Genomic DNA, 24,854 nt, shown 5'->3' on the forward strand with positions numbered 1-24,854 from the left:
GTTTAGCCTACCTGACTAGCTTATGACAGCGAGATTTCAAAATAGTTTTTGTGATAAATCAAGGACTAAGCGAACACTGCGCTGCGGTTGCAGGGGCCTGTGGCCCTTGCAAATAGCAACATGGCACTCGCAGCGTCGCGTAGTAAAACGGTCTAGTAAGACACAATTTGCGACACATCGTTGGCGCAGTTGTGGCTTTTTACGGACTAATCGAATTACTGTTCAGCGCTGCCCTTGGCGGTAGGTACGCTGGCCGCGTCTGCGACGCCGTCCGCATCAACCAGACTCTCTTCAGGCACTTCGCCCGACTCGGCGCTATCGGCTACGGCGCTCGCCTTGCCCACGGCGGGCGCTTTGCGGCGCTCCAACACGGCGGCGAAGAACCCGTCCGTCCCATGGACATCGGGTCGTAGCTGAATATTCGGTCCCGTGACGGCCAGATCCGGACAGCGCCCTTTCAAAATTTCGGCGGCATCCAGCTGTACGAAGTCGGGGTGCGTGGCCAGGAATTGCTCCACTTGCGCCTCGTTCTCCTCTGCCAGCAGGCTGCAGGTCGCATAGACCAGACGGCCACCGGGCGCCACGCACCGGGCGGCGCTATTGAAAATGCGCGTCTGCAGCGCGGTCAGTTCGGACAGCGCCTCGGGGTGCTGGCGCCATTTCAGATCCGGGTTGCGACGCAAGGTGCCGATGCCGCTGCAAGGCGCATCCACGAGCACGCGCTGCGCCTTGCCGGCCAGACGCTTGACCCGGGCGTCGTTTTCGCTGTCGATCGCGACAGGCACGACGTTCGACAAGCCACTGCGGGCAAAGCGAGGCTTCGCGCGCGCCAACCGGGCGGCGGACACATCGAAGGCGTACAGGCGACCCGTCGAACGCATCAGCGCGCCCAGCAGCAGGGTCTTGCCCCCTGCCCCGGCGCAGAAATCAATAATCATCTCGCCACGACGCGGCGCCACTAGCAACGCCAGCAACTGACTGCCTTCGTCCTGGACCTCGAGGCTGCCATTTTCGAAAAGCGGCCAACGATTGACGGCGGGACGACCGGCCACGCGAATTCCCCAGGGCGAATACGGCATGGGCTGCGGCTCGTAACGGGCGGCGGGGCCATCGGCCAACGCCGCCAGCGCGGCCTCGCGCTCCATTTTCAGCGGATTGACACGCAGATCCAGCGCGGCGGGCCGGTTCAAGGCGGCCATCAGCGACTCTGCGTCCTCCAGGCGGCCCAGGCGCTCGTCCAGCCACTCGGGCATGCTGGCCCGCACGGCGCGGGGCAGCGAGGAGGTATCGATGCGGCTGACGCGTTGCAGCCACTCCCGCTCGTCCGGATCGAGCCCGTCTTCCAGAAACTCTGGGCCCACCGTCGCGGCCAGACCGAGAATGGCCAGACGGCGCGATGCGGCGCCGCTGCCGCTCTCGGCCAGTTGACGATAGCGGCGCAGATGGCGCAAAACGTCGTAGACAGCCTCGGCTACCTCGCCCCGGTCGCGTCCGCCCAGGGTCGGGTGTGCGCGGAACCAGTGCGACAACGTAGCATCGGCCGGGTAAGTCCATTGCAGGACTTCACCCAGCAAGCGCTGAACTTGATCGATACGGATGACCGCACGCGGCACGCGGGGATGCGACGCTTGATGCTGCGACGGCCCACTGGCGGAGCGACGCGCGCTGCCGCGTTGGCCGGATTCGGATCGGTTCGAGCCGAACGCGCGGTCGGGACGCTGCCGGGAGGCGGGGAACTTGCTCATGATTTTTCCATGCTAGATCAGGACGCGTCGCGCCTTGACCAATCAAACTTCGGAGCCGAGGCAAAAGCTGCCTCGGCGAATGTTATTGCGTACGTATTGCTCGATGAATCTCATCTGAACCGCTCGACGCAGGTAGCTTCGTCTTGTCTGACGATGCCTTCTACCGCGACATTCGAGGTAAAGGGGTTCGTTCCAGCTCGATGATACTGTGTACGGTTGGGCCGGATGATACCGAGGTTTCCGTCACAGGATGCGTTTCCGGGAAAGACCGCGGCGGATACCGCCAGATCGACGAGGCAGATAAGCCACAAAGAGCCTGCACAAGAGACGAACCACGCGCCGACCCGAACTGGCTTCCTACTCCCCCAAAAATAGCCGCTGCGGCTCGCCATCGACCTCAACGCGATGATCGGCCGTCAGTCGCACGCGCCCTTCCACCAGCCAACGCACGGCTGCCGGATACGCTTCGTGTTCCACCTTCAAGACACGTGCGGCGAGTGCCTCCGGCGTATCGCCGGCATGCACGGGTACACAGCCCTGCGCGATGATGGGGCCATGATCGAGCACGGGCGTGACGAAATGCACCGTGCAGCCATGCAGTCGCACGCCGGTCGCCAGCGCCTGGGCATGGGTATGCAGGCCGGGAAACATAGGCAGTAGCGAAGGATGAATATTCACCAACTTGCCTGCATAGTGATTCACAAAGCCCGGCGTCAGCACACGCATAAAACCGGCGAGGATCACAAAGTCAGGCGCATACCGGTCGATTTCCGCAGCGAGGGCGGCGTCGAAGGCTTCGCGGCTGGGATAATCCTTGTGAAACAGCGCCCCGGTCGCGATGCCCTGCTCGCTTGCCCACTGCAGGCCGGCCGCGTCGGGACGGCTGGCGATGACAGCGCAGACTTCGGCCGGCCAGCCTTGCTCGTGGCAGGCCCGCACCAAGGCTTGCATATTGCTACCCCGCCCCGAAATCAGGATAACCAGGCGGCGTTTAAGAGGTGAAGAAGAGGGCAAGATGAGATATTCCGAGGCCAATCAGCCTAAAATTGTAAACTCTTGGTCGTGAAAAACTTGCTGCAACTCCATCGTTCGGTCTCGCGCACAGCGCAGAGGCCCCCTTGCGCGCTGACCATCGGTAATTTCGACGGGGTCCATCGCGGCCATCAGGCTATTCTGGCGCGCGTGCGGCAAGCCGCGCAATCGCGTGGCCTCGTACCGTCAGTGCTGACCTTCGAGCCCCACCCGCGCGAATACTTCGCCACGCTCAATCAACGCCCGGAACTCGCCCCCACCCGAATTTTTGGACTGCGCGACAAAATCGAAGCCCTGGCGCACCAAGGCATCTCGCAGATTCTCATTGAGCGCTTCAACGCAAAATTGGCAGATATGTCGGCCAACGCGTTTATCGAGGAACTCTTAGTTGGGATGCTGCAAACCCGCTGGTTGCTGGTCGGGGAAGATTTCCGCTTTGGCCGCAAGCGTAGCGGCGATCTGGAACTACTGCGTGAGGCCGGCATGGTCCATGGCTTCGAAGTGCAAACCTTGGCTGACGTGACGGATCAGCAAGGCCACCGCGTTTCCAGTTCCGAAGTCCGTACGGCGCTGGCCGTGGGCGACCTGGATCGCGCCCGTGATCTGCTGGGACGTCCGTTTCATATGAGCGGGCACGTGATTCATGGCCAAAAACTCGGCCGCACGCTCGGTTTCCCAACCTTGAATTTACGCGTCACGCCACGCTGCGCCGCGCGCTCTGGGATTTATGTCGTACGCGTGCACGGCCTGGGCGACCAGCCTCGCCCTGCCGTCGCAAGCCTGGGCGTGCGTCCCACCGTCGAAGATCATGGCCGCGTGCTGTTGGAGTCACACTTGCTCGACGGCCCGGTCGACGCTTACGGTAAACTCATAAGAGTTGAATTCCTGCACAAACTGCGGGACGAAGAAAAATTTCCTGATCTCCCTTCCCTGACTGCCGCCATCGCCGACGACGCGCGACATGCGCGTGCCTATTTTGCCGTTCATGGACTATAAAAAATCCCTCAATCTGCCCGACACCTCCTTTCCGATGCGAGGTGATCTTGCTAAACGCGAACCTGCCTGGGTTGCCCAGTGGGAAGAAAAGCAGGTCTATCAGGCCATTCGCGCCGCCAGCCGTGGCCGGCCGCGTTTCGTGCTGCATGACGGCCCGCCCTACGCCAACGGCGATATTCATATCGGGCACGCGGTCAACAAGATCCTGAAGGACATCATCGTCAAGAGCCGCAATATGGCCGGCTATGACGCGCATTACGTGCCGGGCTGGGATTGCCACGGCATGCCGATCGAAATCCAGATCGAGAAGAAATACGGCAAGCACCTGCCCGTGACGGAAGTCCAGTCCAAGGCACGCGCCTATGCGTACGAGCAGATCGACCGTCAGCGCCGCGATTTCAAGCGGCTGGGCGTGTTGGGCGAATGGGATCGTCCGTACCTCACCATGAACCACAGCAACGAGGCCAACGAGATCCGTGCGCTCGGTGGCATCTTGCAAAAGGGCTATGTGTTTCGCGGATTAAAGCCCGTGAACTGGTGTTTTGACTGCGGCTCGGCGCTGGCCGAGGCCGAAGTCGAATACGCGGATCGTACCGATCCCGCCATCGATGTGGCCTTCCCGTTCGCTGACAAGGCGGCGATTGCCAAGGCTTTTGGCCTGGACTCGGTCGACGATGGCGCTGTCGTGATCTGGACGACGACCCCGTGGACCATTCCCGCCAACCAGGCGCTGAACGTTCACCCCGAACTGGAATACGCGCTGGTGCGCGTGACCCCGGCACCCGCCCATGGCCCACTGTTGTTGATCGCCAGCGAGCGTGTCGAGAGCTGCCTGAAGGCCTGGAACCTCGAGGGCGAAGTCATCGCCACGGCGCAAGGCGCCGCGCTCGATGGGCTGCGTTTCCATCATCCGCTGGCGCGCGTCGACGCCGGTTATGACCGCACCTCGCCGATCTATCTGGGCGACTACGTCACCATCGATACGGGTACGGGCGTCGTGCACTCGGCGCCGGCCTACGGTATCGAAGACTTCGTGTCGTGCAAAGCGAACGGCATGACGGACGACCAGATCCTGAACCCGGTCATGGGCGACGGCAAATACGTTCAGAGCCTGCCGTTGTTCGGCGGTCTGTCGATCTGGGAAGCCAACCCGCGCATCGTCGAGACGCTGAAAGAAGCCGGCTCGCTCATGAATGTGCAGAAGCTGCCGCACAGCTACATGCACTGCTGGCGCCACAAGACCCCGATCATCTATCGCGCGACCAGCCAATGGTTCGCCGGAATGGACGTCAAACCCGCCGATGGCGGCCCCACGCTGCGCGAATCCGCGCTGGCGGGTGTGGATGCGACGGCGTTTTATCCGTCATGGGGCCGTGCGCGCTTGCACGCCATGATCGCCAATCGTCCTGACTGGACCTTGTCGCGTCAACGTCAGTGGGGCGTGCCCATGGCGTTCTTCGTGCACAAGGAAACCGGCGAGCTGCATCCGCGCACCCTCGAGCTGCTGGAGCAAGTCGCGCAACGCGTCGAGAAAGAAGGCATCGAGGCTTGGCAATCGCTTGACCCACGCGAACTGCTGGGCGACGAGGCCGATCAATACGAGAAAAACCGCGACACGCTGGATGTGTGGTTTGACTCGGGCACGACGCACGCGACCGTGCTGGGTGGCAAGGACCAAGTCCTGGGCGGCTCGCATGGCGCCGAGCTGGCCTGGCCCGCGGATCTATATCTGGAAGGTTCGGATCAGCATCGCGGGTGGTTTCACTCGTCGTTGCTGACCGGCTGCATGCTGTACGGCCGCCCGCCGTATAAGGGCCTGCTTACGCACGGTTTCGTCGTCGACGGCCAAGGCCGCAAGATGAGCAAGTCGGTGGGGAACGTGATTGCCCCGCAAAAGGTCTCCGACACGCTGGGCGCGGAAATCCTGCGTTTGTGGGTGGCCTCGACCGATTATTCCGGCGAGTTGTCGATCTCCGACGAGATCCTCAAGCGCGTCGTGGAAGGCTATCGCCGCATTCGCAATACGCTGCGATTCCTGCTGGCCAACCTCGCCGATTTCGACGGCGTGAGCCAGACGGTGCCCTTTGACGAGATGTTCGAGATCGACCGCTATGCGTTGTCCATGACTGCGCAAATGCAGGCCGATATCGTCGCCTTGTACGAACGCTATGACTTCCATCCCGCGGTGGCGCGTCTGCAGACGTTCTGCTCCGAGGATCTGGGCGCGTTCTATCTGGATATCCTGAAAGATCGCCTCTACACCACCGCTGCCAATAGCGTGGCCCGTCGTTCGGCTCAGACGGCATTGCTGCACATCACGCAGACGCTGCTGAAGCTGATGGCGCCGATCCTGTCGTTCACTGCCGAAGAAGCCTGGCAGGTGCTCGTCGACTCGGCATTGAAGCATCAAGCCGATGCGGCACGTCTGACGATCTTCACCGAGGTCTATCACACGCTGCCCACAATCGACGAGGCGCTGACGGCCAAATGGTCGCGTCTGCGCGCGATTCGCGCCGAGGTGCAACGCAAACTCGAAGAAGTCCGTACGGCTGGCGGTATCGGTTCGTCCTTGCAGGCCGAGGTCGATCTGTACGCCGACGGCGAGGACCGGGCCATCCTGGAAAGCCTGGGCGACGATCTGCGCTTTGTCCTGATCGTCTCGCGGGCCACGGTGAAGCCCGCCACGGGTGAATTGCGCATCGAAATCACGCCGTCCTCGCACAAGAAGTGTGAACGTTGCTGGCACTGGCGTCTGGACGTAGGCAGCGATGCCGATCATCCTGAGATCTGCGGCCGTTGCGTGTCGAACCTGTTTGGTTCGGGCGAAGCGCGGGATAAGGCCTGATATGAAGGAGCGCGATGTGGCAGGACAGCAAACGACGTTCGCTAGCGAGGCGCCAGCGGTGGCGCCCGCTCCCCGCACCGTGACGCCGTTGAGTCGCTGGCTTTTCATTGCGCTCTTACTCATCGTCTTCGATCAGGCGACCAAGCTGTATTTCGATGCGGCTTTCAGCTATGGCGAACGTGTCAACGTATTGCCGATCTTCGATTTCACCTTGGTGTACAACCGCGGCGCGGCGTTCAGTTTCCTGGCCTCGGAACCAGGTTGGCAACGCTGGTTCTTCACAGCGCTGGGTCTGGTGGCCTCGGTCGTGATTGTCTGGCTCCTACGCCGCAACACTAACCAGCCGCGATTCTGCTGGGCGTTGACGCTGATCCTCGGCGGCGCGCTAGGCAACGTGATCGACCGCGTGGCATACGGTCACGTGGTGGATTTTCTGCTGTTCTACTGGAACGACTGGTATTACCCAGCCTTTAACATCGCGGATATCGGCATTACGTGTGGGGCCGTATTACTCGTGCTGGACGAGCTGTTACGCGCGCGCAAGGGGCGCTAGACCGTCACCGTGCCTTGCTGCCGGTTGCGCAGCAACTGATAGATATACTCGCCAGCATCCGCGATATCACGACGGATCGCCTCGGCGACGGCCTGCGCATCTTGCCGGCTGAGCGCATCCAATGCGGCGGCGTGGTAGTCCGTTTTCTTTAGATACGGCACGTACTCCGGCAGCACCACGTTCAACACCGGCCCACAACGCAGCCATAGCGTTTCGATGGTGTCTTGCAGCAGCGGCATGTCCGCGAGCGCGTAAATGCCGAAATGAAAGCGGCGGTGCATTTCAAGGTAGTCATCGCGGCGCTCGCGCTGCATATGCCCGGTCATCCGCGCCAGTGCGTCGCGCAACGACGCGATTGCCTGGGGCGTCACGTTGGCGGCGGCTTCGAAGGCCGCGCGTGACTCTAGTTCTGTGCGCATCAGCGTCAGTTGCCGGAAATGGTCCGGGTCAATTTCTGGCACGATCGCGCCGCCGCCCTGCCCGCCCGTGCCGCGCTCGAGCACGCGCTCGGCGATCAGATGATTCACGGCATCCCGCACCGGCGTCAGACTGATTCCCAGAGCGCCCGCGACTTCCCTCAACAGAATGCGCTGTCCTGGCGCGAAACGTCCTGCCAGCAACGCGCTACGCAGTTCCGCATACGCGCGGTCCCACAGCGTGACTTTCTCGATTTGCTTCAGGCCGGACGACTCCACTTACTTCCCCTTCGTTACAACAAATAGCGCTGCATGTTCGCATCCTCGCGCCGCATTGGCAAACGCGTAACCCCCCCCATTTGTTATTTGTTATAACGAATGCTAGCATGGCCTCCAACAACGAGCCACACCCGGCCAACCATGGAGGAGACGACCATGACTTTGATGAAAAAAGCGTTAATCGCGGCGGCTTTATTTGCTGCGTCTATCCCCGCGCACGCTGCCGATGACTACCCATCGCGTGAGGTGCGCTTCATTGTTCCCTGGAACGCGGGCGGCTCGAACGACATCGCCGCGCGCGCCTTGCAACAGATCCTGGCCAAAGACGGCTTTAACATCGTGGTGGAAAACGCCCCGGGTGCCACAGGTGCGATCGGACTGACCAAGGTGGCGAATGCGGCCCCGGACGGTTACGTCATAGGCATGGGCACCAGTTCGACGCTGGCTCAGATCGCGCAAAAAATGACGCCCTTGCGCAACGACCAGTTCACCCACATTGCCCGCGTATCGACGGACCCGCTGATCCTGCTGGTGCCAGCATCTGGTCCGGCGACCCTTGAAGAATTCCTCGAGACCATGCGTAAAAATCCCGGCAAAGTCTCGATCGGCACGCCGGGCACGAATAATCTGAATCACATCTTTGCCGAGATGACGGCCAAGGTGGCGGGCGTGCCCTATGTCAACGTGCCCTACCCTGGCGGATCCAAGGTGGTGGCTGACCTGTCTGGCAAACAGATTCAGGCGGCCGTCCTCAAACCGTCTGAAAGCCGCGGACAAATCGAAGCCGGCTATGTAAAACCCATCGCGGTCTTTGATAACCAACGTCTGCAGGTCTTCCCCAACGTGCCGACGTTCAAGGAAAAAGGCTATGACGTGTTCCCATACGGACCATTGGTACAGATGGCCTATGTCGTGGGTCCCGCCAATCTGCCTGGACCTGTGCGCGACAAGCTCATCTCCGTCTTCGAAAAAGCCATCCTCAGTCCCACGTTCAAGACTTTTTCTGAACAGAACGGCTTCGTGGTCGACGGTCTTTCCGGAGATGCGTTGGAAAAAGAAGTCGTGAGCGTGCAAAAAACGCTGGACGACGTGAGCTCGAAAGTCTTCACCTCCAAATAAGGTTAGCTATGACTGCTATCAAGAAAATCACGTGCCATGTCGTCAGCGCCCCCGTAGAACGGCCGTTCACGTCCTCGCGCGGATGGCTCTATAAATCGCGCGGCTCCTGCATTGTCGAAATTGAAACCACCGACGGTGTCGTCGGTTGGGGCGAATGCTACGGGCCCTCGCAGGTGGCGCGCGCCTACATCGAGTCACAGTATGGCCCGCGACTCATCGGGCGTGACCCATTCGATGTCGAAGTCATCTGGGAAGACCTCTACAACCGCATCAAGGACTATGGCTCCAAGGGCATGGCGATCTCCGCATTGAGCGGAATCGATATCGCGCTGTGGGACATCATAGGCAAGATCTGCGGCAAGCCTGTGCACAAGCTCATCGGCGGGGCCTACCGTACCGAGGTCACGGCCTATGCGACGGGGCTCTATTTCATCGACATGGATCGTCTGATCGAAGAGGCGGTGGAAGAAGCACGCGCTTATGTCGAAGAGGGCTTTACCGCCATCAAAATGAAGATTGGCCTCGGCTCGCCGAAGCTGGACATCGAGCGCGTGGCGGCGGTGCGCAAGGCGATCGGCGACGAAGTCAGGCTGATGGTGGACGCCAACCATTGTTTCACGGTGCCCGCGGCCATTCGGCTCGGCCGCGAGCTGGAACAGCTGAACGTGGAATGGTTTGAAGAACCGATCTCGCCTGAAGACGTAGACGGCTATATCGAGGTGACGCGCGCCTTGGACATGGCGGTAGCGGGCGGCGAAAACGAGTTCACACGCTGGGGGTTTCGCGATCTGGTGGCGCGTAAAGCCATGGACATCGTCCAACCCGATGTGTGTGCGGCTGGCGGCATCAGCGAATGCCGCAAGATCGCGACGTTGGCCGCCGCGCACGGCGTGGAGTGCGTGCCGCACGCGTGGGGATCGGCCATCGGGCTAGCGGCCACACTGCATTTTCTCGCCGCGCTGCCGGACCAGCCGCCGAGCTTTCGCCCCATGCCGCCGTTGTTGGAATTCGAACAGTGCGAAAACCCCTTCCGCGATGAGCTGTCGGTGGAGCCCATCGTGCAGCACAAAGGCGTGGTGCAAATACCGACCGGCGCAGGCCTGGGCATCGAGATCCGCCGAGAGATCCTTGACCGCTATCGGGTGGCCTGATCTTATGCGATTCGTTTCGTATTACGATCAACAGGGCACGATACGGCCCGGGCCTTTGTTCGGTGATCCGGACGGGCCAGACGCCTGGGTGGCGGACCTGAGGCATCCCGCCTGCGCGGCGCATTATGCAGACCTGCCGTCATCGATGCAGGCATGGGTAGAGTTGGGCCTGGACCATATTGCTCGCCGCTTCAGCGACGGGCAATCGATAGACGCCGATGCGCGCCTGCCGCTGCACGCTCTGCGCCTGGCCGCTCCCTTGCCGCGCCCCGGCAAAATTGTCGGGGCGGCTTTCAACTACCACGACGCGCTGGCCGAACGCCAAATGCAACCGCCAAGCGAACCGGTGATATTCATAAAGTCCGGGCGTACCGTCGTAGGCCCGAACGATCCGGTGCAAGTGTTTCCCCATGCCGGGAACGTGACCTATGAAGCCGAACTGGCCGTGGTCATCGGCAAGCCAGCATTGAGGGTGGCGCGCGAAGACGCCATGCAATACGTCTCGGCGTACTGCATCTTCAACGATGTCAGCGCGACCAGCTTGGTGAAAGCGGACGGTGGCTTCGTGCGCGGCAAAAACCAACCCACCTCCGGGCCTTTAGGGCCCTGGCTCGTCACGCCAGACGAGCTTGGCGATCCTTACGCTATTGATATCCACCTGGACATCGACGGCCGTTTGCTGCAGGCCTCCAGCACAAGCCAGATGCTGTTCAACATTGCCGAGCTTATCGAGTACGCCTCGGCCCGCATGCCGTTGGACCCGGGTGACATCATCGCCACCGGAACGCCCGCGGGTGTAGCAGGCGCGCACCAGCCGCCCGCTTGGCTGACGCCGGGCGACAAGGTTTCGATTAGCTTGAGCGGCCTGGGAACTCTGATCAACCCCATTGCAGCCGGAGTATCTCCATGACCGCGAAGCCACGCGTGCTACTGACCAACCCGATTCATCCGGACATCGCGCCGGAACTGAACGCGCATGCCGAGGTGATCGTGGCGCCGGACGTCGGGGCCGATACGCTGCGCAAGCTGATCGCCGATGTCGATGCCATCATCGTGCGGGCCATGCTGCCGCCGGATATCTTCGATCATGCGCCCAAGTTGCGCGCCGTCGTGCGTCATGGCGTCGGCCTGGACATGATCCCCATGGACGCAGCCAATGCGCGGCGCATTCCGGTCGCCAACGTGCCAGGCTCGAACACGTCGGCCGTGGTCGAGTATTGCGTGGCCGCCATGTTCGCGCTGCTACGCCCCTTGCCTCGTATCGACGCGAGCCTGCGTCAAGCGGGCTGGGGACAGTCCCGGCCATTGGCCGATGGGGCTGCCGAGCTGTCAGGCAAGGTATGCGGCATCGTCGGTGTGGGGGCTATTGGATCGCGCCTGGCGCGGGCGGCCTCGGGCCTGGGCATGTCCGTGATGGGTCTCACTCGGCGACCCGAAACCTTGCCCGCTGACGTACAGGCTGCGACAAAGCAAGCTCTCTTCGCGCAATCCGATGTGGTCGTGCTGTGCTGCCCGCTCACCGATGAAACGCGAGGACTCGCGAGCGAGGCGCTGATCAACAGCATGAAGCCGGGCGCATTGCTCGTCAATGTTTCCCGGGGACCCGTGGTCGACACGCAGGCCTTGCTGAGCGCGCTGCGCCGCGGTCATCTTGGCGGTGCGGCCCTTGATGTGCACGACGTTCAGCCGCTTCCCCCCGACAGCCCGGTTTTCGATGCGCCGAACCTCCTGCTAACTCCCCACATTGCGGGCATCACGGACGCCAGCATGCGACGCATGAGCGAAGGCGCCGTGGCTAATCTGCTGGCCCTGCTGCGCGGCGACGTCGCGCCCAACATCGTCAACCCGCAAGTTCTATCTCCTTCTCCCGTGATGAATCACTCCTGAGGTTGCCATGCGAATCGCTGATATCCGTGCAGTCCCAATTTCATTTCCTGTTCCACCCGAGAAATCCGTGCGTTTAGGCATCGGGCGCAGCGTCAAGCGTGACGCCGTGCTGGTGCGGGTGGAGACCGATGAAGGCCTGATTGGCTGGGGCGAGAGCCACCACGGCCGCTGCCCCGGCGCCATCGCCCGATTGATCGACACAACGCTACGCGAGCTCGTCATCGGCATGGACGCCTGCGATGTCGCGGGCGTGTGGCATCGCGTCTACAAGATGCAGCTGGCTAGCCATGGCATGGGTGCGGCCGCCGCCCTTGCGCTCAGCGGTCTGGATCAGGCGCTCTGGGACATCCGTTGTCAGCGTACTAATTGGTCGCTGTGCGAATTGCTCGGCGGCGGACCGAAACCGATCAAGGCCTATGCCGGTGGCATTGCCCTAGGCTGGCAGGATCCGGAGACCTTGGTGGAAGAAGCGCGCGCCCTGGTGAACCAGGGATTCCGAGCGCTGAAGCTGCGCGTTGGCGACACTGCGCGCCGCGATATCGAGCGGGTGCGCGCCGTGCGCCTGGCGCTGGGCGATGACATCGACTTGCTCGTCGACGCCAACACCGGCTACACCCTGGACGACGTACGGCGCGTCATGCCAGCCTATGAAGAGATGGATATTGGCTGGCTGGAAGAACCCTTCCCCGCCTGGGATGCCGAGGCCTATGCCAGCGCGGCGCGCCTGGGCCGGGTGCCACTGGCGGCGGGGGAAAATCACTACACCCGTTACGAATTTGGCCCGCTGTTGAAAGACGGCAACGTGCGATTTATCCAGCCGGATCTATCCAAGACCGGGGGCATCACCGAGGCCATGCGTATCGCCGCGATGGCTTCGGCGGTCAAGCTCACAGTCAACCCGCATACCTCGGCCACAGCCATCAATATGGCGACGTCGATTCACTATCTATGCGCGGTCGATAACCCCGGTTATTTCGAGGCCGACGTGACGCAACTCAATCCCTTCCGCGACTACCTCGCGGGCCAGCTACCTTATGCGTTGGATGCTCAAGGATGCGTGAGCCCATTGCCCGGCGCCGGCATCGGGCTGCGACCGGACGAAGCCTTCCTGGCGGAACACCCCTTGATAGAAGGCCCCTGCTACGTTTGAGCGCCGGTGGCTCGGGGCCGGACTCACCAGGACGGGCGGTTTATGACGCATAATGCGAGATTCGTCATCACCCGACCGTCCCATGCTTGACCTCGCCAATAAACGTATCGTCCTCGGCCTGACCGGCGGCATCGCCTGTTACAAAATCGCCGAACTCGTTCGACGCCTGACCGAACAGGGCGCCACGGTGGACGTGGTCATGACCGAGGCCGCCACGCACTTCATTACACCCGTCACCATGCAGGCCCTTTCCGGTCGGCCTGTGTTCGTGGACGCCTGGGACGCGCGTGTCCACAACAATATGGCGCACATCGAGCTCACGCGCGGTGCGGATGCTGTGTTGATCGCGCCGGCCAGCGCCGATTTCATGGCCAAACTGGTGCATGGGCTCGCCGACGACCTGTTGTCCACGCTGTGCTTGGCCCGTGCCTGCCCCTTGCTCGTCGCCCCGGCGATGAACCGCGAGATGTGGGCCAACCCGGCCACGCAGCGTAATGTCACCCAGCTGCGTGCGGATGGGGTCACCGTGCTGGGGCCGGCCTCTGGCGAGCAAGCCTGCGGCGAGACCGGCGACGGGCGCATGCTGGAAGCGCACGAATTGCTGGCCGACCTGATTGCCTTTTTCCAGCCCAAAGTACTGGCCGGACGACATATCCTGCTCACGGCAGGCCCGACCTCGGAACCAGTTGACCCGGTCCGAGTGCTAAGCAACCGTTCCTCCGGCAAAACCGGCTACGCGCTGGCCCGTGCCGCGCGCGAGGCCGGGGCCCGTGTCACCCTCGTCACCGGCGCGACCGCCCTGCCGATTCCGCGCGGCGTGGCCTCTATCCCTGTGACGACCGCGCGCCAAATGCATGATGCGGTCATGGCGAACGTACACGACGCCGATGTTTTCATTGCTGTCGCCGCCGTGGCCGACTGGCGCGTCAAGAACGTCAGCGAGCAAAAGCTAAAAAAAACCAGCGAAGGCGGTGGCGCGCCTGTGATGGAATTCGAACCGAATCCCGACATTCTGGCCGAAGTCGCGAAGCTGCCAAATGGGCCGTGGTGCGTGGGTTTCGCCGCGGAAACGGAAAAACTCGCTGAACACGCCGAGGCCAAGCGTCAGCGCAAAGGCATTCCGCTACTCATCGGCAATCTGGCGCAGAAGGTCATGGACGCCGACTCCACCGAACTGGTGTTGTTCGACGAAGAGGGCGCTCACCCCTTGCCGGGCGGCCCAAAACTCGACGCCGCCCGTCGGTTGATCCGCGAGATTGCCGCCCGCCTGCCCTCTGGCCGCTAAACGCGCCCAGCCCGTGCGCCGACGGCCGTGAGGCGCGATGCACGGTGTAGGCTGGCACGCCTTACTGCAAGGCCCGAGAAGCCCAATCCGCCAATGGAATGGGCTTGTCGCTATCGATCAGCCGCGCGAGCAACAGCTGCATCTGGGGCCAGCCGCCGCGATCCGTGGGCCAGCTGTACGGCGTCACCGGCCGCCATTGCCCGTCGTTCGCGCGTTCTGCCATCACAAAGCGAAAGGTGTAATAGCCCGCCAACCCCATACGCAGATCGGTCACAACCAGACGATCACCGATCTCGTCGTAGCGTAGCCAGTCATTGGTAAACCAGCGCAGACGCTCGTGCAGCGGCACGCCATCCAGCACCGTCGTCTGCGCGGGACTAAGCGGCAGCCGCAGCATCTCGGGTGGACCCCGATCAAACCAGCCGCTCACGGCCTCGTAATAATTCCCCTGACCATCCTTGGCAATCACGCGCCAAAGCAAGGTGTTAAACGGCATTGGCGTCGCCAAGATAGCTGTCGGCCGAATCCCCTGCTCCTGCAATGCATGCTCGACGCGATGCTCCGCATGCCAACGCCCCCCAAGCGCCACCCCCAAATACACCGTACAAAACGCCAAGGCTATCGTCATCGCCACACGCAGCTTGCGCGTGCATCCGACCACGGCGCCGACCAGCACTGCCAGAGTCAGGGGCACGGTAAACACCGGGTCGATGATAAAGACCGCAGACCAGCTCTCCGGGATGCGCGCCAGCGGCCAAAAGAGTTGCGTGCCATACACCGTGAATGCATCCAGCACGGGATGCGTAATCAGCACCAGCCATATCGTGAGCAACAGCCGCCTGCCGCTATACGGCGCGTCAGGCCATTTTTTTCGTATCAGCCAGGTCATCACCACGGCCAGCAGCGTCAGCACGAACACGGAATGTGAGAAGCCACGATGAAACGTCATCCGCGAGACTGGATCGGCGTACCGGATCAGTACGTCCATATCGGGCAATGTGCCCAGCAGCGCGCCATACAAGAGCGCCTTGCGACCCTGTGTACGCCCCAGGAGAGCGCCTTGTATGCCTGCGCCCAATACCGCTTGTGTGAGTGAATCCATAAAGTCAGGCTAGATGAGGTCCAAGGACGGCGTACATACGCCAGGGCGCCAGAGCCGTCCCGACGCGACAGGCGTTAAGATACCGCACTGAATCCATCGTTGGCTTTTTCCCAGGACGTTCCCCCATGCGCTTCGACGGCGAACCTAAAGATGGCGATTTCGTGCGCTACATCGAGATGCTCAATCGCGAGGCAGGTGGCACGCCCGGCGCTGTGCCCAAACCCGAACGAAACGGTTTTAAGCTGAGCCTGCCGAAACCGGCCTGGGGCAGGGATGATGCGGATAGCACTTCCGCCCCTGCGAATCCCCGCACATCGCAACCGCGAGCAAACAAGACCGTCACGCCGGGCGCCACGCGCGAAGATGACGACACGAGCGCCACGACGCTGGCCGCGCGCAGTAGTCAGCGGCACCTGTCGCTGGGATTGGGTATCGCAGCTGTGGTCGCGCTGTGGAGCGCGCTGCATAAACTGTTCGAGGCGATCAGCACGCACACGCTGGACCTCGACGCATTGGTGCCCGTGATATTTTTGCTCGTCTGCGCGGGAATGTTGTTCAAAGGCGCTCGTGGGGTGCGACAAAAGGCTGACAGACCCGCGCCTCCGTTACCCCCCCTCACCACCATCCCGAAGGGCCGCAAGCCAACGCGTTAAAGCCCTGGCGCCTAGCGCGCCGGTGCTAACATTTCGCCCCTCTATCGAATTTACGGAGCCCACGTGAGCGACATCTCAGCCGGCCTTACCGCCGACCAGGCAGCCACGATGCTGACCCTGCAAGACAAATTGAACAGCATCATTAACCCGGACTGGATCAACGCGGGCTCGCGTTTCCTGCGCGCAGCCTTCGTGGAATCCGCCGAGGCGCTGGAGCATCACGGCTGGAAATGGTGGAAAAAACAAACCATCGACCTGCCGCAGGTGCAGATGGAGCTGATCGACATCCTGCACTTTTACCTGTCGCACACGCTGGTAGAGGCCCGCGGATCGGCCGAGGACGCCACACATCTGCTCGTCGCGGATCTGGATTCCCCGGACGGCATCGCCCTGGATGGACACACCTATCGTCTGCCCGACCTGGATATCCCGCAGCTGCTGGAGCTGATAGGTGGTCTCGCGGTGTGCGGTCGCGCCAGCTATAAGACGCTCGAGCACACCATGGCGCGCTGCGAGCTGACTTGGCAGGACGCTTTCACGCAATACGTCTCCAAGAACGTACTGAACCTGTTCCGCCAGGAAAACGGCTACAAGACCGGCACCTACGTCAAAATCTGGAATGGCGAGGAAGACAACGTCGTGCTCGCGCGCCTGATGTCTACGCTCGACCCGGCCAGCCCCGATTTCGCGCAGACCCTGCATGCGGGCCTGCAGGCGGCGTACAGCGATATCACGCGTTAATCACGCCGCCTCGATCACGGTCTGCAGGAACTGCTGCGTACGCGCCTCCTTGGGGTTGGAGAACAAATCCTTGGACGGCGCGTCTTCCACCACATTTCCTTGGTCGAAAAACAGTGTGCGATCCGAGCTGCGCTCGGCAAAGCCCATTTGATGGGTGACCAGGATCATCGTCATCGTATGTTGAGAGGCGAGGTCCTGCAGGATCTCCAGAATCCCGCCGACCAACTCCGGGTCCAGCGCCGAGGTCACCTCATCAAACAGCATGATTTCGGGCCGCATGGCCAAGGCGCGCGCAATGCCGACGCGCTGCTTCTGCCCACCAGACAATTGCGCCGGATAGGCATCGAGCTTATCTCCCAGCCCCACCAACTGCAGATACTCTTGCGCCCGCTGCGCGGCCTCATCGCGCGACAGGCCCGCCACATGGATGGGCGCCTCCATCACATTACCCATCGCCGTCTTGTGCGGGAAAAGGTTGAAGTGTTGGAACACCATGCCGATCTTGCCCCGCACCCGCCGGACATGCGCGGAATGCGGGCCCATGTCGCGCCCCTTAGCGTCCTTCCACATCGACTCGCCATCAATCAGGATTTCGCCATCCGTCGGCCGATCCAGCGTCATCAGCAAACGCAACAACGTAGATTTCCCCGAGCCTGAGGGCCCGATGATGGACACGGTCTGCCCGGCAGGAATATCGAGATTGATCCCACGCAGTACTTCGATCTCGCCATAGCGCTTGACCAGATTAGTCAGGCGAATACTCGCACTCATCGTGACCCTCCGAATTTTTTCAACCACGCCTCCAGGCGTCGCACGCACCAGGCAGCCGCCAGACTCAAGACCAGGAACAACACGCCCACGATGGTCAGAGGCTCGGTATAGCGGAACGTAGCCGATCCGATAATCTTGCTCTGCTGCAGCAGCTCCACGACAGTGATGGCCGACAAGAGCGGGGTATCCTTGAACATCGCCACCAGATAGTTTCCCAGCGCGGGAACAACCGGAGGAATCGCTTGCGGCAACACCACGCCCATCGCCGTGCGCCAGGGAGACAGATTCAGAGCAGTGGCCGCCTCCCACTGCCCTCTAGGAACCGCTTCAATCCCGGCGCGATAGACCTCGGCGCAATAGGCCGCATAGTGCACGCCTAGCGCAAGAATGCCCGTTGTCAGCGGCGACAGCTGCACGCCGGTTTGCGGCAAAACATAAAACAGAAAATAGATCTGCACCAACAACGGCGTGCTACGCACAAACTCGATAAACAACGCGGTGGGTGCGCTGATCCAGCGCGACCGCATACGCCGCAACATCGCCAGCACCAGTCCCAGCGTCACGGCCAGCGACATCCCGAGCAGGGTCGCCTGAATCGTGATCACCAATGCCGACCCGAGAGTGGGCAATATCTCCCAAGCAAACTTCCAATCGAATATCGGATTCATCGGACCCGGAACCTCCGCTCTAGCAAGCGGATACCCGCGGTGATAACAAGCGCCACGGCGAAATACAGCACCAACAGCAACAGAAATACCTCAGTCGTGCGTAGCGTCTCGGCCCGCAACATTTGCCCGCGAAACGTCAGGTCCGTGATGGTGATGAGCGACACCAGCGCCGTATTCTTCAATAGTTCAATCAGGAGGTTCCCCGTCGGAGGCAGCATCGCGGGAAAGGCCTGCGGAAGAACGATGCGGCGCATCGTCTGCCCTGCCGTCATATTCAAGGCGACGGCGGCTTCACGCTGCCCAGCCGAAACCGCCAGGATCGCCCCGCGCACCACTTCCGCGCCGTAAGCCCCGGCGTTCGCGGCCAGCACGACAATACCCACTGTCACCGCCGGCAGCTTCAAGCCGAATAGGGGCAGAACGTAATAAAACCAGAACAACTGCACCAGCGCCGAGGTGCCGCGAAACACCTCGACATAGCCTAGAGCGACCCAGCGAATCAAACGGTGCCGCGACAAGCGCGCCAGGCCCGCAATCAGCGCGAGGGGCACCGCCAAGAGCGCCGCTCCCCCAGTGATCCGCAGCGTCATCCATAAGCCGTCGATCAACGGCGACAGGAGCGTGGTCAGACCTTCCATCGACAGCGCCACGCGTTATTGCCCGCTCGCCGCGTTTTCACCACACAGCTTAGCGGCCGTCATATCGCCGGGTAGTTCGGTCTCCGTAAAGCCAAACGGCTCCACGATTTTGGCGTGTTCTTCGCTACCAATGAACTTAGCCAATTCCGCGTTGAACGCATCCACGAATTCTTTATCGTCCTTGCGGAATGCAAACGCGCCATAGCCTCGTACGCTCTCGCCATCGATCACCGGGTCGGTAAATGGCTCCGCCTTTTCCAGATCGCCCGAGGCCGACTTCTTCATCAGGTCGTTGATTGTCATTGCCGTGGCACCATAAGCGTCCGCCCGGCCCGCCTGTACGCCCGAGAGCGCGCTGACCACATCGGGGAACACGACGACGCGGTCCAGCGGCATGTCGAGCTTGCGCGCGTATTCGCTCTGGATCGCGCCCACCACGACGCCCAGCTTGGCGCCATCCTGTTTAATCAGGTCATCATAACTATGCAGGTTTTTGGGGTTGCCCTTGGGCACGAGGAAGGCTTCACCGACGCCATACGTGGGGTTCGAAAACGCCGCCTGCTTGCACCGTTCCGGCGTCACATACATGCCGGCGGCGATGATGTCGAAGCGCTTTGCCTGAAGACCCGGAATGAGCGAGCCAAATTCCGTCAACACACCCTCGACTTCATTGATCCCCATCCGCTTGAGTACGACGCGGGCGATTTCCACCGCCTCACCGGTGATGCGATTCGAACTACTGTCCATATAGGCGTACGGCGCCTCGTTGGCATAGCCTATGCGGATGGTACCCGCGGCCTTGGCGGCTTCAAGCGTGCTCTGCGCGGCGGATGCACCGCCGCCGACATTGGACTTCTGGGCGGACGTGTCTGGCTCGGAATCTGAGCATGCCGCCATCAATCCAAGACTCAGCGCCAGCGCGGCCCATTTTGTCGTCTTTAGAAGGTGTGTCATGCCAAAGCTCCCAATCAGATAGTTATGGATAGAACGGATTCACACGAAATGGTACGTCAATTAATTATTTCAACACAAATCACTTGGCGACAAAAAACGGCAGTGATTACATCACTGCCGTTCTTAAAAAGACCCGTCCGCGTCGTCAGAGAGACGAATTTCGGACGGATGACCAGCCGATTAGCGCTTAATCAGCATAAGAGAAGCGCCCATCGCGGATGACGCCCATCACGCGTGCACGCTCGTCGAACCCTTGATGGTCCGTCTTGCTGATATTTAATACGCCATTGGGCACCACCAGATCGCGCGTGTCTTCCAGCGCGTCGCGCAACGCTGCACGGAATTCTGGCGTACCAGGCTTGGCCCCGGTTTTCAGCGCACGGCCAACTGCCGAATCCAACAGCATCCAGGCGCCATACGCATCGCCTGCGAACTGAGTCAAGGTATTGGCGCCGTATTGCGCCTCGTACTTGTCCGCGAAACCGACCGCCACGGCCTTGACAGGGTTGCTATCGGGCAGCTCGCGTGCCACCACGCCGGGGCCCGTGGGGAACAGCGTGCCATTCACATCCTTGCCGCCCACCTGCAGGAATTCGAGCGTGCCGATACCGTGGGTTTGATAGATCGGGCCCTTGTAGCCACGCTCGAGCAGCGTCTTTTGCGGCAAGGCCGCCGGGGTCCCCGATCCGGCGATCAGGATAGCGTCCGGTTTGGCGGCCATGGCTTTGAGCACCTGCCCCATGACCGACGCATCGGTACGCTGAAAACGCTCCTGCGCCACGACTTTGATATCGTTGCCGGCAGCCTTCGTGAACTCCGCCCACCAGCTATCGCCATACGAATCGGCAAAGCCGATAAAGGCGACGTCCTTGATGCCTTTACGCCGCATATCGTCGACCAGCGCAGACGCCATCAACGAATCGTTCTGCGGCATCTTGAAGGCCCAGCGGCGCTTGGGGTCGTCAACCGGCTCCACAATGACCGACGATGCGGCCAGCGCCACCATAGGCGTTCCGGTTTCGGCCAGCACGTCCAGACCCGCGAGCGCGGAAGCGGTCAGGTTCGGGCCGACGATCGCGTCCACCTTATCCTCGGAGGTCAGCTTGCGGAAATTGCGCACGGCGCGGCTGACGTCCGAGCCATCGTCCAACACCACATAACGCGCGGGCTCACCACCCAGGGTGGCCGGCCACAGACGCACCGCATTATTGGTTTGGATGCCAATGGCCGCTGCGGGACCGGTGGACGAGATATCGACGCCAATCACCACCTCGGCCTGGGCCGACAAAGATAGCAACGACGCGAGAGTGGCGGCCAGCACGGCCAGACGTGACAAACGTTTAGGCATGAGTAAGTCCTGCAGAAAAAGAAGCTGGGTGGGATCTGCGGAGAGCACGCATGCCGCAGACGCCTGCTATTCCAGACGATCCAAATCGACCCGTAGCGCCCGATTCAAGGGCGTGGCGACTTTGACACGCAGATCATAACTGTGAGCGCGCAGAATTTCGCGCTTCACATCGAGAATCTGCTGCGAATGCATCGAAAACTCGGTCAGCCCCAGGCCCAGCAGCAGTCGGGTCAGCCGCGCATCGCCCGCCATCTCGCCGCATACGGCAACGGGCTTGCCCAGACGGGCGCCTACGTTGATGGTATTGGCCACGAGCCGCAATACGGCTGGGTGCAGCGGATCGTACAGGCTCGCCACATCATGATCGCCACGATCAACCGCCAAGGTGTACTGAATCAGATCGTTCGTCCCGATGGACAGAAAATCCAGCGCCTCGGCAAACGGCTCGATCGCGATGGCGGTGGCCGGCACTTCGACCATGGCGCCCACCTCGACTCGCGGTGCATAAGCCTGCCCGCGTGCGTCCAGCTCGCGGCGCGCGGCATCGATCGCCGCCAGGGCGGCCCGCACTTCCTGCATGTGCGCCACCATCGGCAGCAATATGCGAACATGACCATGGGCGGATGCCCGCAGGATCGCGCGCAGCTGCGTCGCAAACATCTCCGGATGCGCAAGGCAATACCGAATGGCACGCAGCCCCAGCGCCGGGTTCGTGGCCACGGTGGCCTCGTCATCCAGCGTCTTGTCCGCGCCGATATCCAGCGTACGTATCGTCACCGGCCGCCCGGCCATGGTGCGCACCACGTTCGCATACGCCTGGTATTGCTCTTCCTCGTCGGGCAAGGAGCGGCGGCCCATGAACAGAAACTCGCTGCGGAATAACCCAATGCCGTCGGCGCCGGCGGCCAACGCCCCTTCGGCCTCGTCGGGCAGCTCGATATTGGCATTCAACACGATGGTGATGCCATCGAGCGTGATGGCCGGCTCATCGCGCAACAGCGCCAGCGCGGCGCGTTCGGCCGCGTAGGCGACTTGCCGGTCCCGAAATTCCTGCAAAATCGACGCGGCCGGGTTCACCATCACGACGCCGGATGCCCCGTCTACCACCAGGGTATCGCCATCGCGCACCAGGTCGCGGACATTGCCCAACGCCACGACGGCGGGCACGCCCATACTGCGCGCCACGATCGCCGTGTGCGAAGTCGGACCACCCAGATCGGTGACAAACGCGGCAAAACGCCCGCCACGCAGCCGCACCATGTCCGCCGGTGAAATATCGTGCGCGACCACGATCAGCGGATCACTGCCGTTTAAGTTCGCCGGATCCACCAGCGCGGCCGGCCGCCCGGACAGCACACGCAACACCCGCTCGATAACCTGACGCACATCGGCGCCACGCTCGCGCAGATACTCGTCTTCCATGGCCTCGAACTGCTCGCCCAGGATCTGCCCCTGGGCCGCCAATGCCCATTCCGCGTTGTAGTTGCGTTCCTGGATAAGCGCCTGGGTCTGCTCGGCCAACAACGGGTCGCCCAATAGCAGACAATGCACATTGAGCATCGCACCCAATTCGCGCGGCGCGTCTTCGGGCAGACTGTCGGCTAACTGCTGCAGCTCGGTTCGGGCCACGGTGAGCGCCTGCATCAGGCGGTCGCATTCCGAGGTGATGTCTTCCGGGCCGATACGGTAATGCTCGACCTCTAGCGAAGCCGCGCCCATGACGACAGCACGGCCAATCGCATACCCGCGGGCAACGCCTTTCCCATGCAACGCCACCACGGTGGTGGTGGCCGCAGTCGATGCAGTCTGGGTAGGAGCTGCCGGTCGCGAGTTATTCGTGCTCACCGAATTTGCTGTCGAACAGGTTCTGAATATCGATCAACGCCTGCTCGGCGTCGTCGCCCGTGGCTTCCACGCGGACGGTCACGCCCTTGCCAGCCGCCAACATCATGACGCCCATGATACTTTTCGCATTCACGCGCTGGGCGCCGCGCGCGATGAAGATTTCGCTGCGGAATTTTCCTGCCAGCTGCGTCAGCTTGGCCGCAGCGCGTGCATGCAGGCCGAGTTTGTTGGAAATAATTATGTCGCAGATCGGCATAATGATCAGTCTACCTGTAAACAACCTTGCACGCCGCCCGCCAAAGCCTTGGCTCGCGCCTGCGCGAGGCCCTGATCGCGTGAAGTCAGGGCGCGTAACAACATCGATGTATTCAGTCCAGCAACCACGCAGCATTCCGTGCCGAGCGCCTGGGCGTCGTCGACGGCGCGCTTGGCGATATTTGCGGGCGTCGCGCCCACGAGATCCGTCAGCACCAATACGCCCTGTCCGCGATCCGCCTCGCGAATGTCGCGTAACACGGCGGGCGCGATGTCCTCGGGCATGTCGTCCGGCTGCACATCGTGCACCGCCATCAGGTTGCCCGATTCTCCCAGCACATGGATGGCGAATTCGCGCATGGCCTCGCCCAACGGCGCATGCACCACAATGACGATCCCAGTCATGCCGGCCTCTATGCCGCTACCGCGCGCTCGAGCGCCGCGGCAAACATATCGGCCACATCGAAGCCGGTCTGTTCGGTGATTTCCACGAAACAGGTGGGGCTGGTCACATTGACCTCGGTGACATACTCACCGATCACATCGAGGCCCACCAGCAGCAGTCCTCGTGCCGCCAGGGTAGACGCGACGCGTTTGGCGATCTCGGCATCACGGGCAGAGAGGGGCTGAGCGACACCACGGCCACCCGCGGCGAGGTTCCCCCGCGTTTCGCCTGCGAGCGGAATCCGAGCCAATGCGTAGGGCACGGGTTCGCCGCCGATAAGCAAAATGCGCTTGTCGCCCTCGACGATCTCGGGGATGTAGCGTTGCGCCATGATGGTCCGCTGCCCGTTATCGGTCAGCGTTTCCAAGATCGCACCCAGATTCGGTTCTTGCGCTTGCAGGCGGAAAATACCAGTGCCGCCCATGCCGTCCAACGGCTTGACGATCACATCCTGATGCTTGGCATGAAACGCGCGTAGACGCGCCATATCGCGCGTCACCAGCGTAGGCGCCGCCACATCGGTGAATTCCGTGATGGCCAGCTTTTCGGGATGATTGCGAATGGCAGCCGGATCGTTGAAGACCTTCGCGCCCTGCGCCTGGGCATATTCCAGCATATGCGTGGAATACACGTACTCCATGTCGAAAGGCGGATCCTTGCGCATGACAACGGCGTCGTAGTCGGCAAGACGCACATCACGCATATCGCCGGCGTCACGCCACCAATCGTGCCCATGCAGATCGGCACCATCGACCAACTCGATGGGCGTGCTGGCAGCATAGACCACGCCACCGTCGATAAAGAGGTCACCCTGCAGGGCGACGCTCAGTGTGTGGCCGCGCGCGACCAACGCGCGCATCATGGCTACGGAACTGTCCTTGTAGGCCTTCAGCCGCGGCAAGGGGTCAATAACGAATAAGACATGCATAGTGATATCCCGGTCGCGCGTGGATACCGATCCAGGCGCCAAACCGCC

24 protein-coding genes are annotated in these 24,854 nt (G+C 61.8%); 11 read left to right on the forward strand and 13 right to left on the reverse strand.

Translation table 11 applies throughout. From position 1 onward, the window contains the following. Window positions 1–215: 215 nt before the first annotated feature. The gene (locus GOQ28_RS15875) at window positions 216–1,574 is read right to left on the reverse strand and encodes an RsmB/NOP family class I SAM-dependent RNA methyltransferase (protein WP_202109758.1); all 1,359 of its coding nucleotides are present in this window, start codon (window positions 1,572–1,574) and stop codon (window positions 216–218) included. A gap of 528 nt (window positions 1,575–2,102) precedes the next feature. Beyond that, window positions 2,103–2,759 (reverse strand): phosphoribosylglycinamide formyltransferase, encoded by a 657-nt coding sequence (gene purN / locus GOQ28_RS15880; protein ID WP_160349673.1) that lies wholly within the window; start codon window positions 2,757–2,759, stop codon window positions 2,103–2,105. Window positions 2,760–2,807: 48 nt separating this feature from the next. On the opposite strand from purN, the gene GOQ28_RS15885 reads away from it, so the two are divergent. From GOQ28_RS15885 to lspA, 3 genes are read left to right on the forward strand one after another with little or no spacing between them, the layout of a single operon-like run. Further along, complete coding sequence (locus tag GOQ28_RS15885; protein WP_160357153.1) at window positions 2,808–3,773, forward strand: bifunctional riboflavin kinase/FAD synthetase; 966 nt, start codon at window positions 2,808–2,810, stop codon at window positions 3,771–3,773. After that, window positions 3,763–6,618 carry an isoleucine--tRNA ligase gene (gene ileS, locus GOQ28_RS15890; protein WP_160357214.1) on the forward strand — a complete coding sequence of 952 codons (2,856 nt, stop codon included), beginning with the start codon at window positions 3,763–3,765 and terminating at the stop codon, window positions 6,616–6,618. Before GOQ28_RS15885 ends, ileS begins: the two co-directional genes overlap by 11 nt. Window positions 6,619–6,676: 58 nt before the next feature. After that, window positions 6,677–7,171 carry a signal peptidase II gene (lspA, locus tag GOQ28_RS15895; RefSeq protein ID WP_336603792.1) on the forward strand — a complete coding sequence of 165 codons (495 nt, stop codon included), beginning with the start codon at window positions 6,677–6,679 and terminating at the stop codon, window positions 7,169–7,171. Here lspA and GOQ28_RS15900 read toward each other — a convergent pair. Beyond that, window positions 7,168–7,866 (reverse strand): FCD domain-containing protein, encoded by a 699-nt coding sequence (locus tag GOQ28_RS15900; protein ID WP_160357155.1) that lies wholly within the window; start codon window positions 7,864–7,866, stop codon window positions 7,168–7,170. The two genes, lspA and GOQ28_RS15900, sit on opposite strands and share 4 nt — an antisense overlap. Before the next feature lie 156 nt (window positions 7,867–8,022). Here GOQ28_RS15900 and GOQ28_RS15905 point away from each other — a divergent pair, with 156 nt between their 5' ends. The 6 genes from GOQ28_RS15905 (at window position 8,023) to coaBC (ending at window position 14,458) form a co-directional block, all read left to right on the forward strand. Further along, window positions 8,023–8,985, forward strand: coding sequence for a Bug family tripartite tricarboxylate transporter substrate binding protein (locus tag GOQ28_RS15905; RefSeq protein WP_160349677.1), 963 nt, complete (start codon window positions 8,023–8,025; stop codon window positions 8,983–8,985). Window positions 8,986–8,993: 8 nt separating this feature from the next. Next, window positions 8,994–10,136 carry a mandelate racemase/muconate lactonizing enzyme family protein gene (locus GOQ28_RS15910; RefSeq protein WP_160357156.1) on the forward strand — a complete coding sequence of 381 codons (1,143 nt, stop codon included), beginning with the start codon at window positions 8,994–8,996 and terminating at the stop codon, window positions 10,134–10,136. Between the two features lie 4 nt (window positions 10,137–10,140). Continuing rightward, the gene (locus tag GOQ28_RS15915) at window positions 10,141–11,046 is read left to right on the forward strand and encodes a fumarylacetoacetate hydrolase family protein (RefSeq protein ID WP_160357157.1); all 906 of its coding nucleotides are present in this window, start codon (window positions 10,141–10,143) and stop codon (window positions 11,044–11,046) included. Further along, window positions 11,043–12,023 (forward strand): NAD(P)-dependent oxidoreductase, encoded by a 981-nt coding sequence (locus tag GOQ28_RS15920; RefSeq protein WP_160357158.1) that lies wholly within the window; start codon window positions 11,043–11,045, stop codon window positions 12,021–12,023. The genes GOQ28_RS15915 and GOQ28_RS15920 overlap by 4 nt, the downstream gene beginning before the upstream one ends. Before the next feature lie 67 nt (window positions 12,024–12,090). Further along, window positions 12,091–13,173, forward strand: a complete 1,083-nt coding sequence (locus GOQ28_RS15925) for a mandelate racemase/muconate lactonizing enzyme family protein (RefSeq protein ID WP_336603789.1) — start codon at window positions 12,091–12,093, stop codon at window positions 13,171–13,173. Between the two features lie 82 nt (window positions 13,174–13,255). Next, a complete protein-coding gene (gene coaBC / locus GOQ28_RS15930) occupies window positions 13,256–14,458 on the forward strand; it encodes a bifunctional phosphopantothenoylcysteine decarboxylase/phosphopantothenate--cysteine ligase CoaBC (protein ID WP_160357160.1) in 1,203 nt (400 codons plus the stop codon). A 61-nt stretch (window positions 14,459–14,519) separates the two neighbouring features. On the opposite strand, the gene GOQ28_RS15935 is transcribed toward coaBC, so the two are convergent. Then, entirely contained in the window at window positions 14,520–15,560 is a 1,041-nt protein-coding gene (locus GOQ28_RS15935) for a metal-dependent hydrolase (RefSeq protein WP_160349683.1), read from the reverse strand. A gap of 125 nt (window positions 15,561–15,685) precedes the next feature. Between GOQ28_RS15935 and GOQ28_RS15940 the strand changes: the two genes are divergently transcribed. Next, window positions 15,686–16,213: a hypothetical protein gene (locus GOQ28_RS15940; protein WP_160349684.1), complete on the forward strand. Its 528-nt coding sequence runs from the start codon at window positions 15,686–15,688 to the stop codon at window positions 16,211–16,213. A 108-nt stretch (window positions 16,214–16,321) separates the two neighbouring features. Next, a complete protein-coding gene (locus GOQ28_RS15945) occupies window positions 16,322–16,954 on the forward strand; it encodes a dUTPase (protein WP_160357215.1) in 633 nt (210 codons plus the stop codon). Here GOQ28_RS15945 and ehuA read toward each other — a convergent pair whose 3' ends face one another. The 9 genes from ehuA to gshB form a co-directional block, all read right to left on the reverse strand. Beyond that, entirely contained in the window at window positions 16,955–17,725 is a 771-nt protein-coding gene (ehuA, locus tag GOQ28_RS15950) for an ectoine/hydroxyectoine ABC transporter ATP-binding protein EhuA (protein WP_160357161.1), read from the reverse strand. Continuing rightward, on the reverse strand, window positions 17,722–18,393 hold the full coding sequence (ehuD, locus tag GOQ28_RS15955) for an ectoine/hydroxyectoine ABC transporter permease subunit EhuD (protein WP_160349686.1): 672 nt from the start codon (window positions 18,391–18,393) through the stop codon (window positions 17,722–17,724). The genes ehuA and ehuD overlap by 4 nt, the downstream gene beginning before the upstream one ends. Next, window positions 18,390–19,031 carry an ectoine/hydroxyectoine ABC transporter permease subunit EhuC gene (ehuC, locus tag GOQ28_RS15960; protein WP_160357162.1) on the reverse strand — a complete coding sequence of 214 codons (642 nt, stop codon included), beginning with the start codon at window positions 19,029–19,031 and terminating at the stop codon, window positions 18,390–18,392. Before ehuC ends, ehuD begins: the two co-directional genes overlap by 4 nt. Window positions 19,032–19,046: 15 nt before the next feature. Further along, window positions 19,047–19,985 (reverse strand): ectoine/hydroxyectoine ABC transporter substrate-binding protein EhuB, encoded by a 939-nt coding sequence (gene ehuB / locus GOQ28_RS15965; RefSeq protein ID WP_160349688.1) that lies wholly within the window; start codon window positions 19,983–19,985, stop codon window positions 19,047–19,049. A 187-nt stretch (window positions 19,986–20,172) separates the two neighbouring features. After that, a complete protein-coding gene (locus tag GOQ28_RS15970) occupies window positions 20,173–21,333 on the reverse strand; it encodes an ABC transporter substrate-binding protein (protein WP_160357163.1) in 1,161 nt (386 codons plus the stop codon). Window positions 21,334–21,399: 66 nt separating this feature from the next. Further along, window positions 21,400–23,103 carry a phosphoenolpyruvate--protein phosphotransferase gene (gene ptsP / locus GOQ28_RS15975; RefSeq protein ID WP_160349740.1) on the reverse strand — a complete coding sequence of 568 codons (1,704 nt, stop codon included), beginning with the start codon at window positions 23,101–23,103 and terminating at the stop codon, window positions 21,400–21,402. 61 nt (window positions 23,104–23,164) lie between these two features. Continuing rightward, a complete protein-coding gene (locus GOQ28_RS15980) occupies window positions 23,165–23,434 on the reverse strand; it encodes an HPr family phosphocarrier protein (protein WP_160349690.1) in 270 nt (89 codons plus the stop codon). Between the two features lie 5 nt (window positions 23,435–23,439). Next, complete coding sequence (locus GOQ28_RS15985) at window positions 23,440–23,838, reverse strand: PTS sugar transporter subunit IIA (RefSeq protein ID WP_160349691.1); 399 nt, start codon at window positions 23,836–23,838, stop codon at window positions 23,440–23,442. 8 nt (window positions 23,839–23,846) lie between these two features. Then, the gene (gene gshB / locus GOQ28_RS15990) at window positions 23,847–24,806 is read right to left on the reverse strand and encodes a glutathione synthase (protein ID WP_160357164.1); all 960 of its coding nucleotides are present in this window, start codon (window positions 24,804–24,806) and stop codon (window positions 23,847–23,849) included. Window positions 24,807–24,854 lie beyond the last annotated feature (48 nt).

The organism is Bordetella sp. 02P26C-1, from assembly GCF_009763255.1.
Classification (GTDB): domain Bacteria; phylum Pseudomonadota; class Gammaproteobacteria; order Burkholderiales; family Burkholderiaceae_B; genus Bordetella_A.

Bases quoted from the DNA above. Each gene is read 5' to 3' on its own strand.
- ehuB (WP_160349688.1), bottom strand. From the start codon at position 19,985: ATGACACACCTTCTAAAGACGACAAAATGGGCCGCGCTGGCGCTGAGT.
- GOQ28_RS15980 (WP_160349690.1), bottom strand. From the start codon at position 23,434: ATGCCGATCTGCGACATAATTATTTCCAACAAACTCGGCCTGCATGCA.
- GOQ28_RS15940 (WP_160349684.1), top strand. From the start codon at position 15,686: ATGCGCTTCGACGGCGAACCTAAAGATGGCGATTTCGTGCGCTACATC.
- GOQ28_RS15935 (WP_160349683.1), bottom strand. From the start codon at position 15,560: ATGGATTCACTCACACAAGCGGTATTGGGCGCAGGCATACAAGGCGCT.
- GOQ28_RS15985 (WP_160349691.1), bottom strand. From the start codon at position 23,838: ATGACTGGGATCGTCATTGTGGTGCATGCGCCGTTGGGCGAGGCCATG.
- GOQ28_RS15910 (WP_160357156.1), top strand. From the start codon at position 8,994: ATGACTGCTATCAAGAAAATCACGTGCCATGTCGTCAGCGCCCCCGTA.
- GOQ28_RS15920 (WP_160357158.1), top strand. From the start codon at position 11,043: ATGACCGCGAAGCCACGCGTGCTACTGACCAACCCGATTCATCCGGAC.
- GOQ28_RS15905 (WP_160349677.1), top strand. From the start codon at position 8,023: ATGACTTTGATGAAAAAAGCGTTAATCGCGGCGGCTTTATTTGCTGCG.
- ehuD (WP_160349686.1), bottom strand. From the start codon at position 18,393: ATGAATCCGATATTCGATTGGAAGTTTGCTTGGGAGATATTGCCCACT.
- GOQ28_RS15945 (WP_160357215.1), top strand. From the start codon at position 16,322: ATGCTGACCCTGCAAGACAAATTGAACAGCATCATTAACCCGGACTGG.
- ehuA (WP_160357161.1), bottom strand. From the start codon at position 17,725: ATGAGTGCGAGTATTCGCCTGACTAATCTGGTCAAGCGCTATGGCGAG.
- GOQ28_RS15970 (WP_160357163.1), bottom strand. From the start codon at position 21,333: ATGCCTAAACGTTTGTCACGTCTGGCCGTGCTGGCCGCCACTCTCGCG.
- coaBC (WP_160357160.1), top strand. From the start codon at position 13,256: ATGCTTGACCTCGCCAATAAACGTATCGTCCTCGGCCTGACCGGCGGC.
- GOQ28_RS15915 (WP_160357157.1), top strand. From the start codon at position 10,141: ATGCGATTCGTTTCGTATTACGATCAACAGGGCACGATACGGCCCGGG.
- ehuC (WP_160357162.1), bottom strand. From the start codon at position 19,031: ATGGAAGGTCTGACCACGCTCCTGTCGCCGTTGATCGACGGCTTATGG.
- gshB (WP_160357164.1), bottom strand. From the start codon at position 24,806: ATGCATGTCTTATTCGTTATTGACCCCTTGCCGCGGCTGAAGGCCTAC.
- ileS (WP_160357214.1), top strand. From the start codon at position 3,763: ATGGACTATAAAAAATCCCTCAATCTGCCCGACACCTCCTTTCCGATG.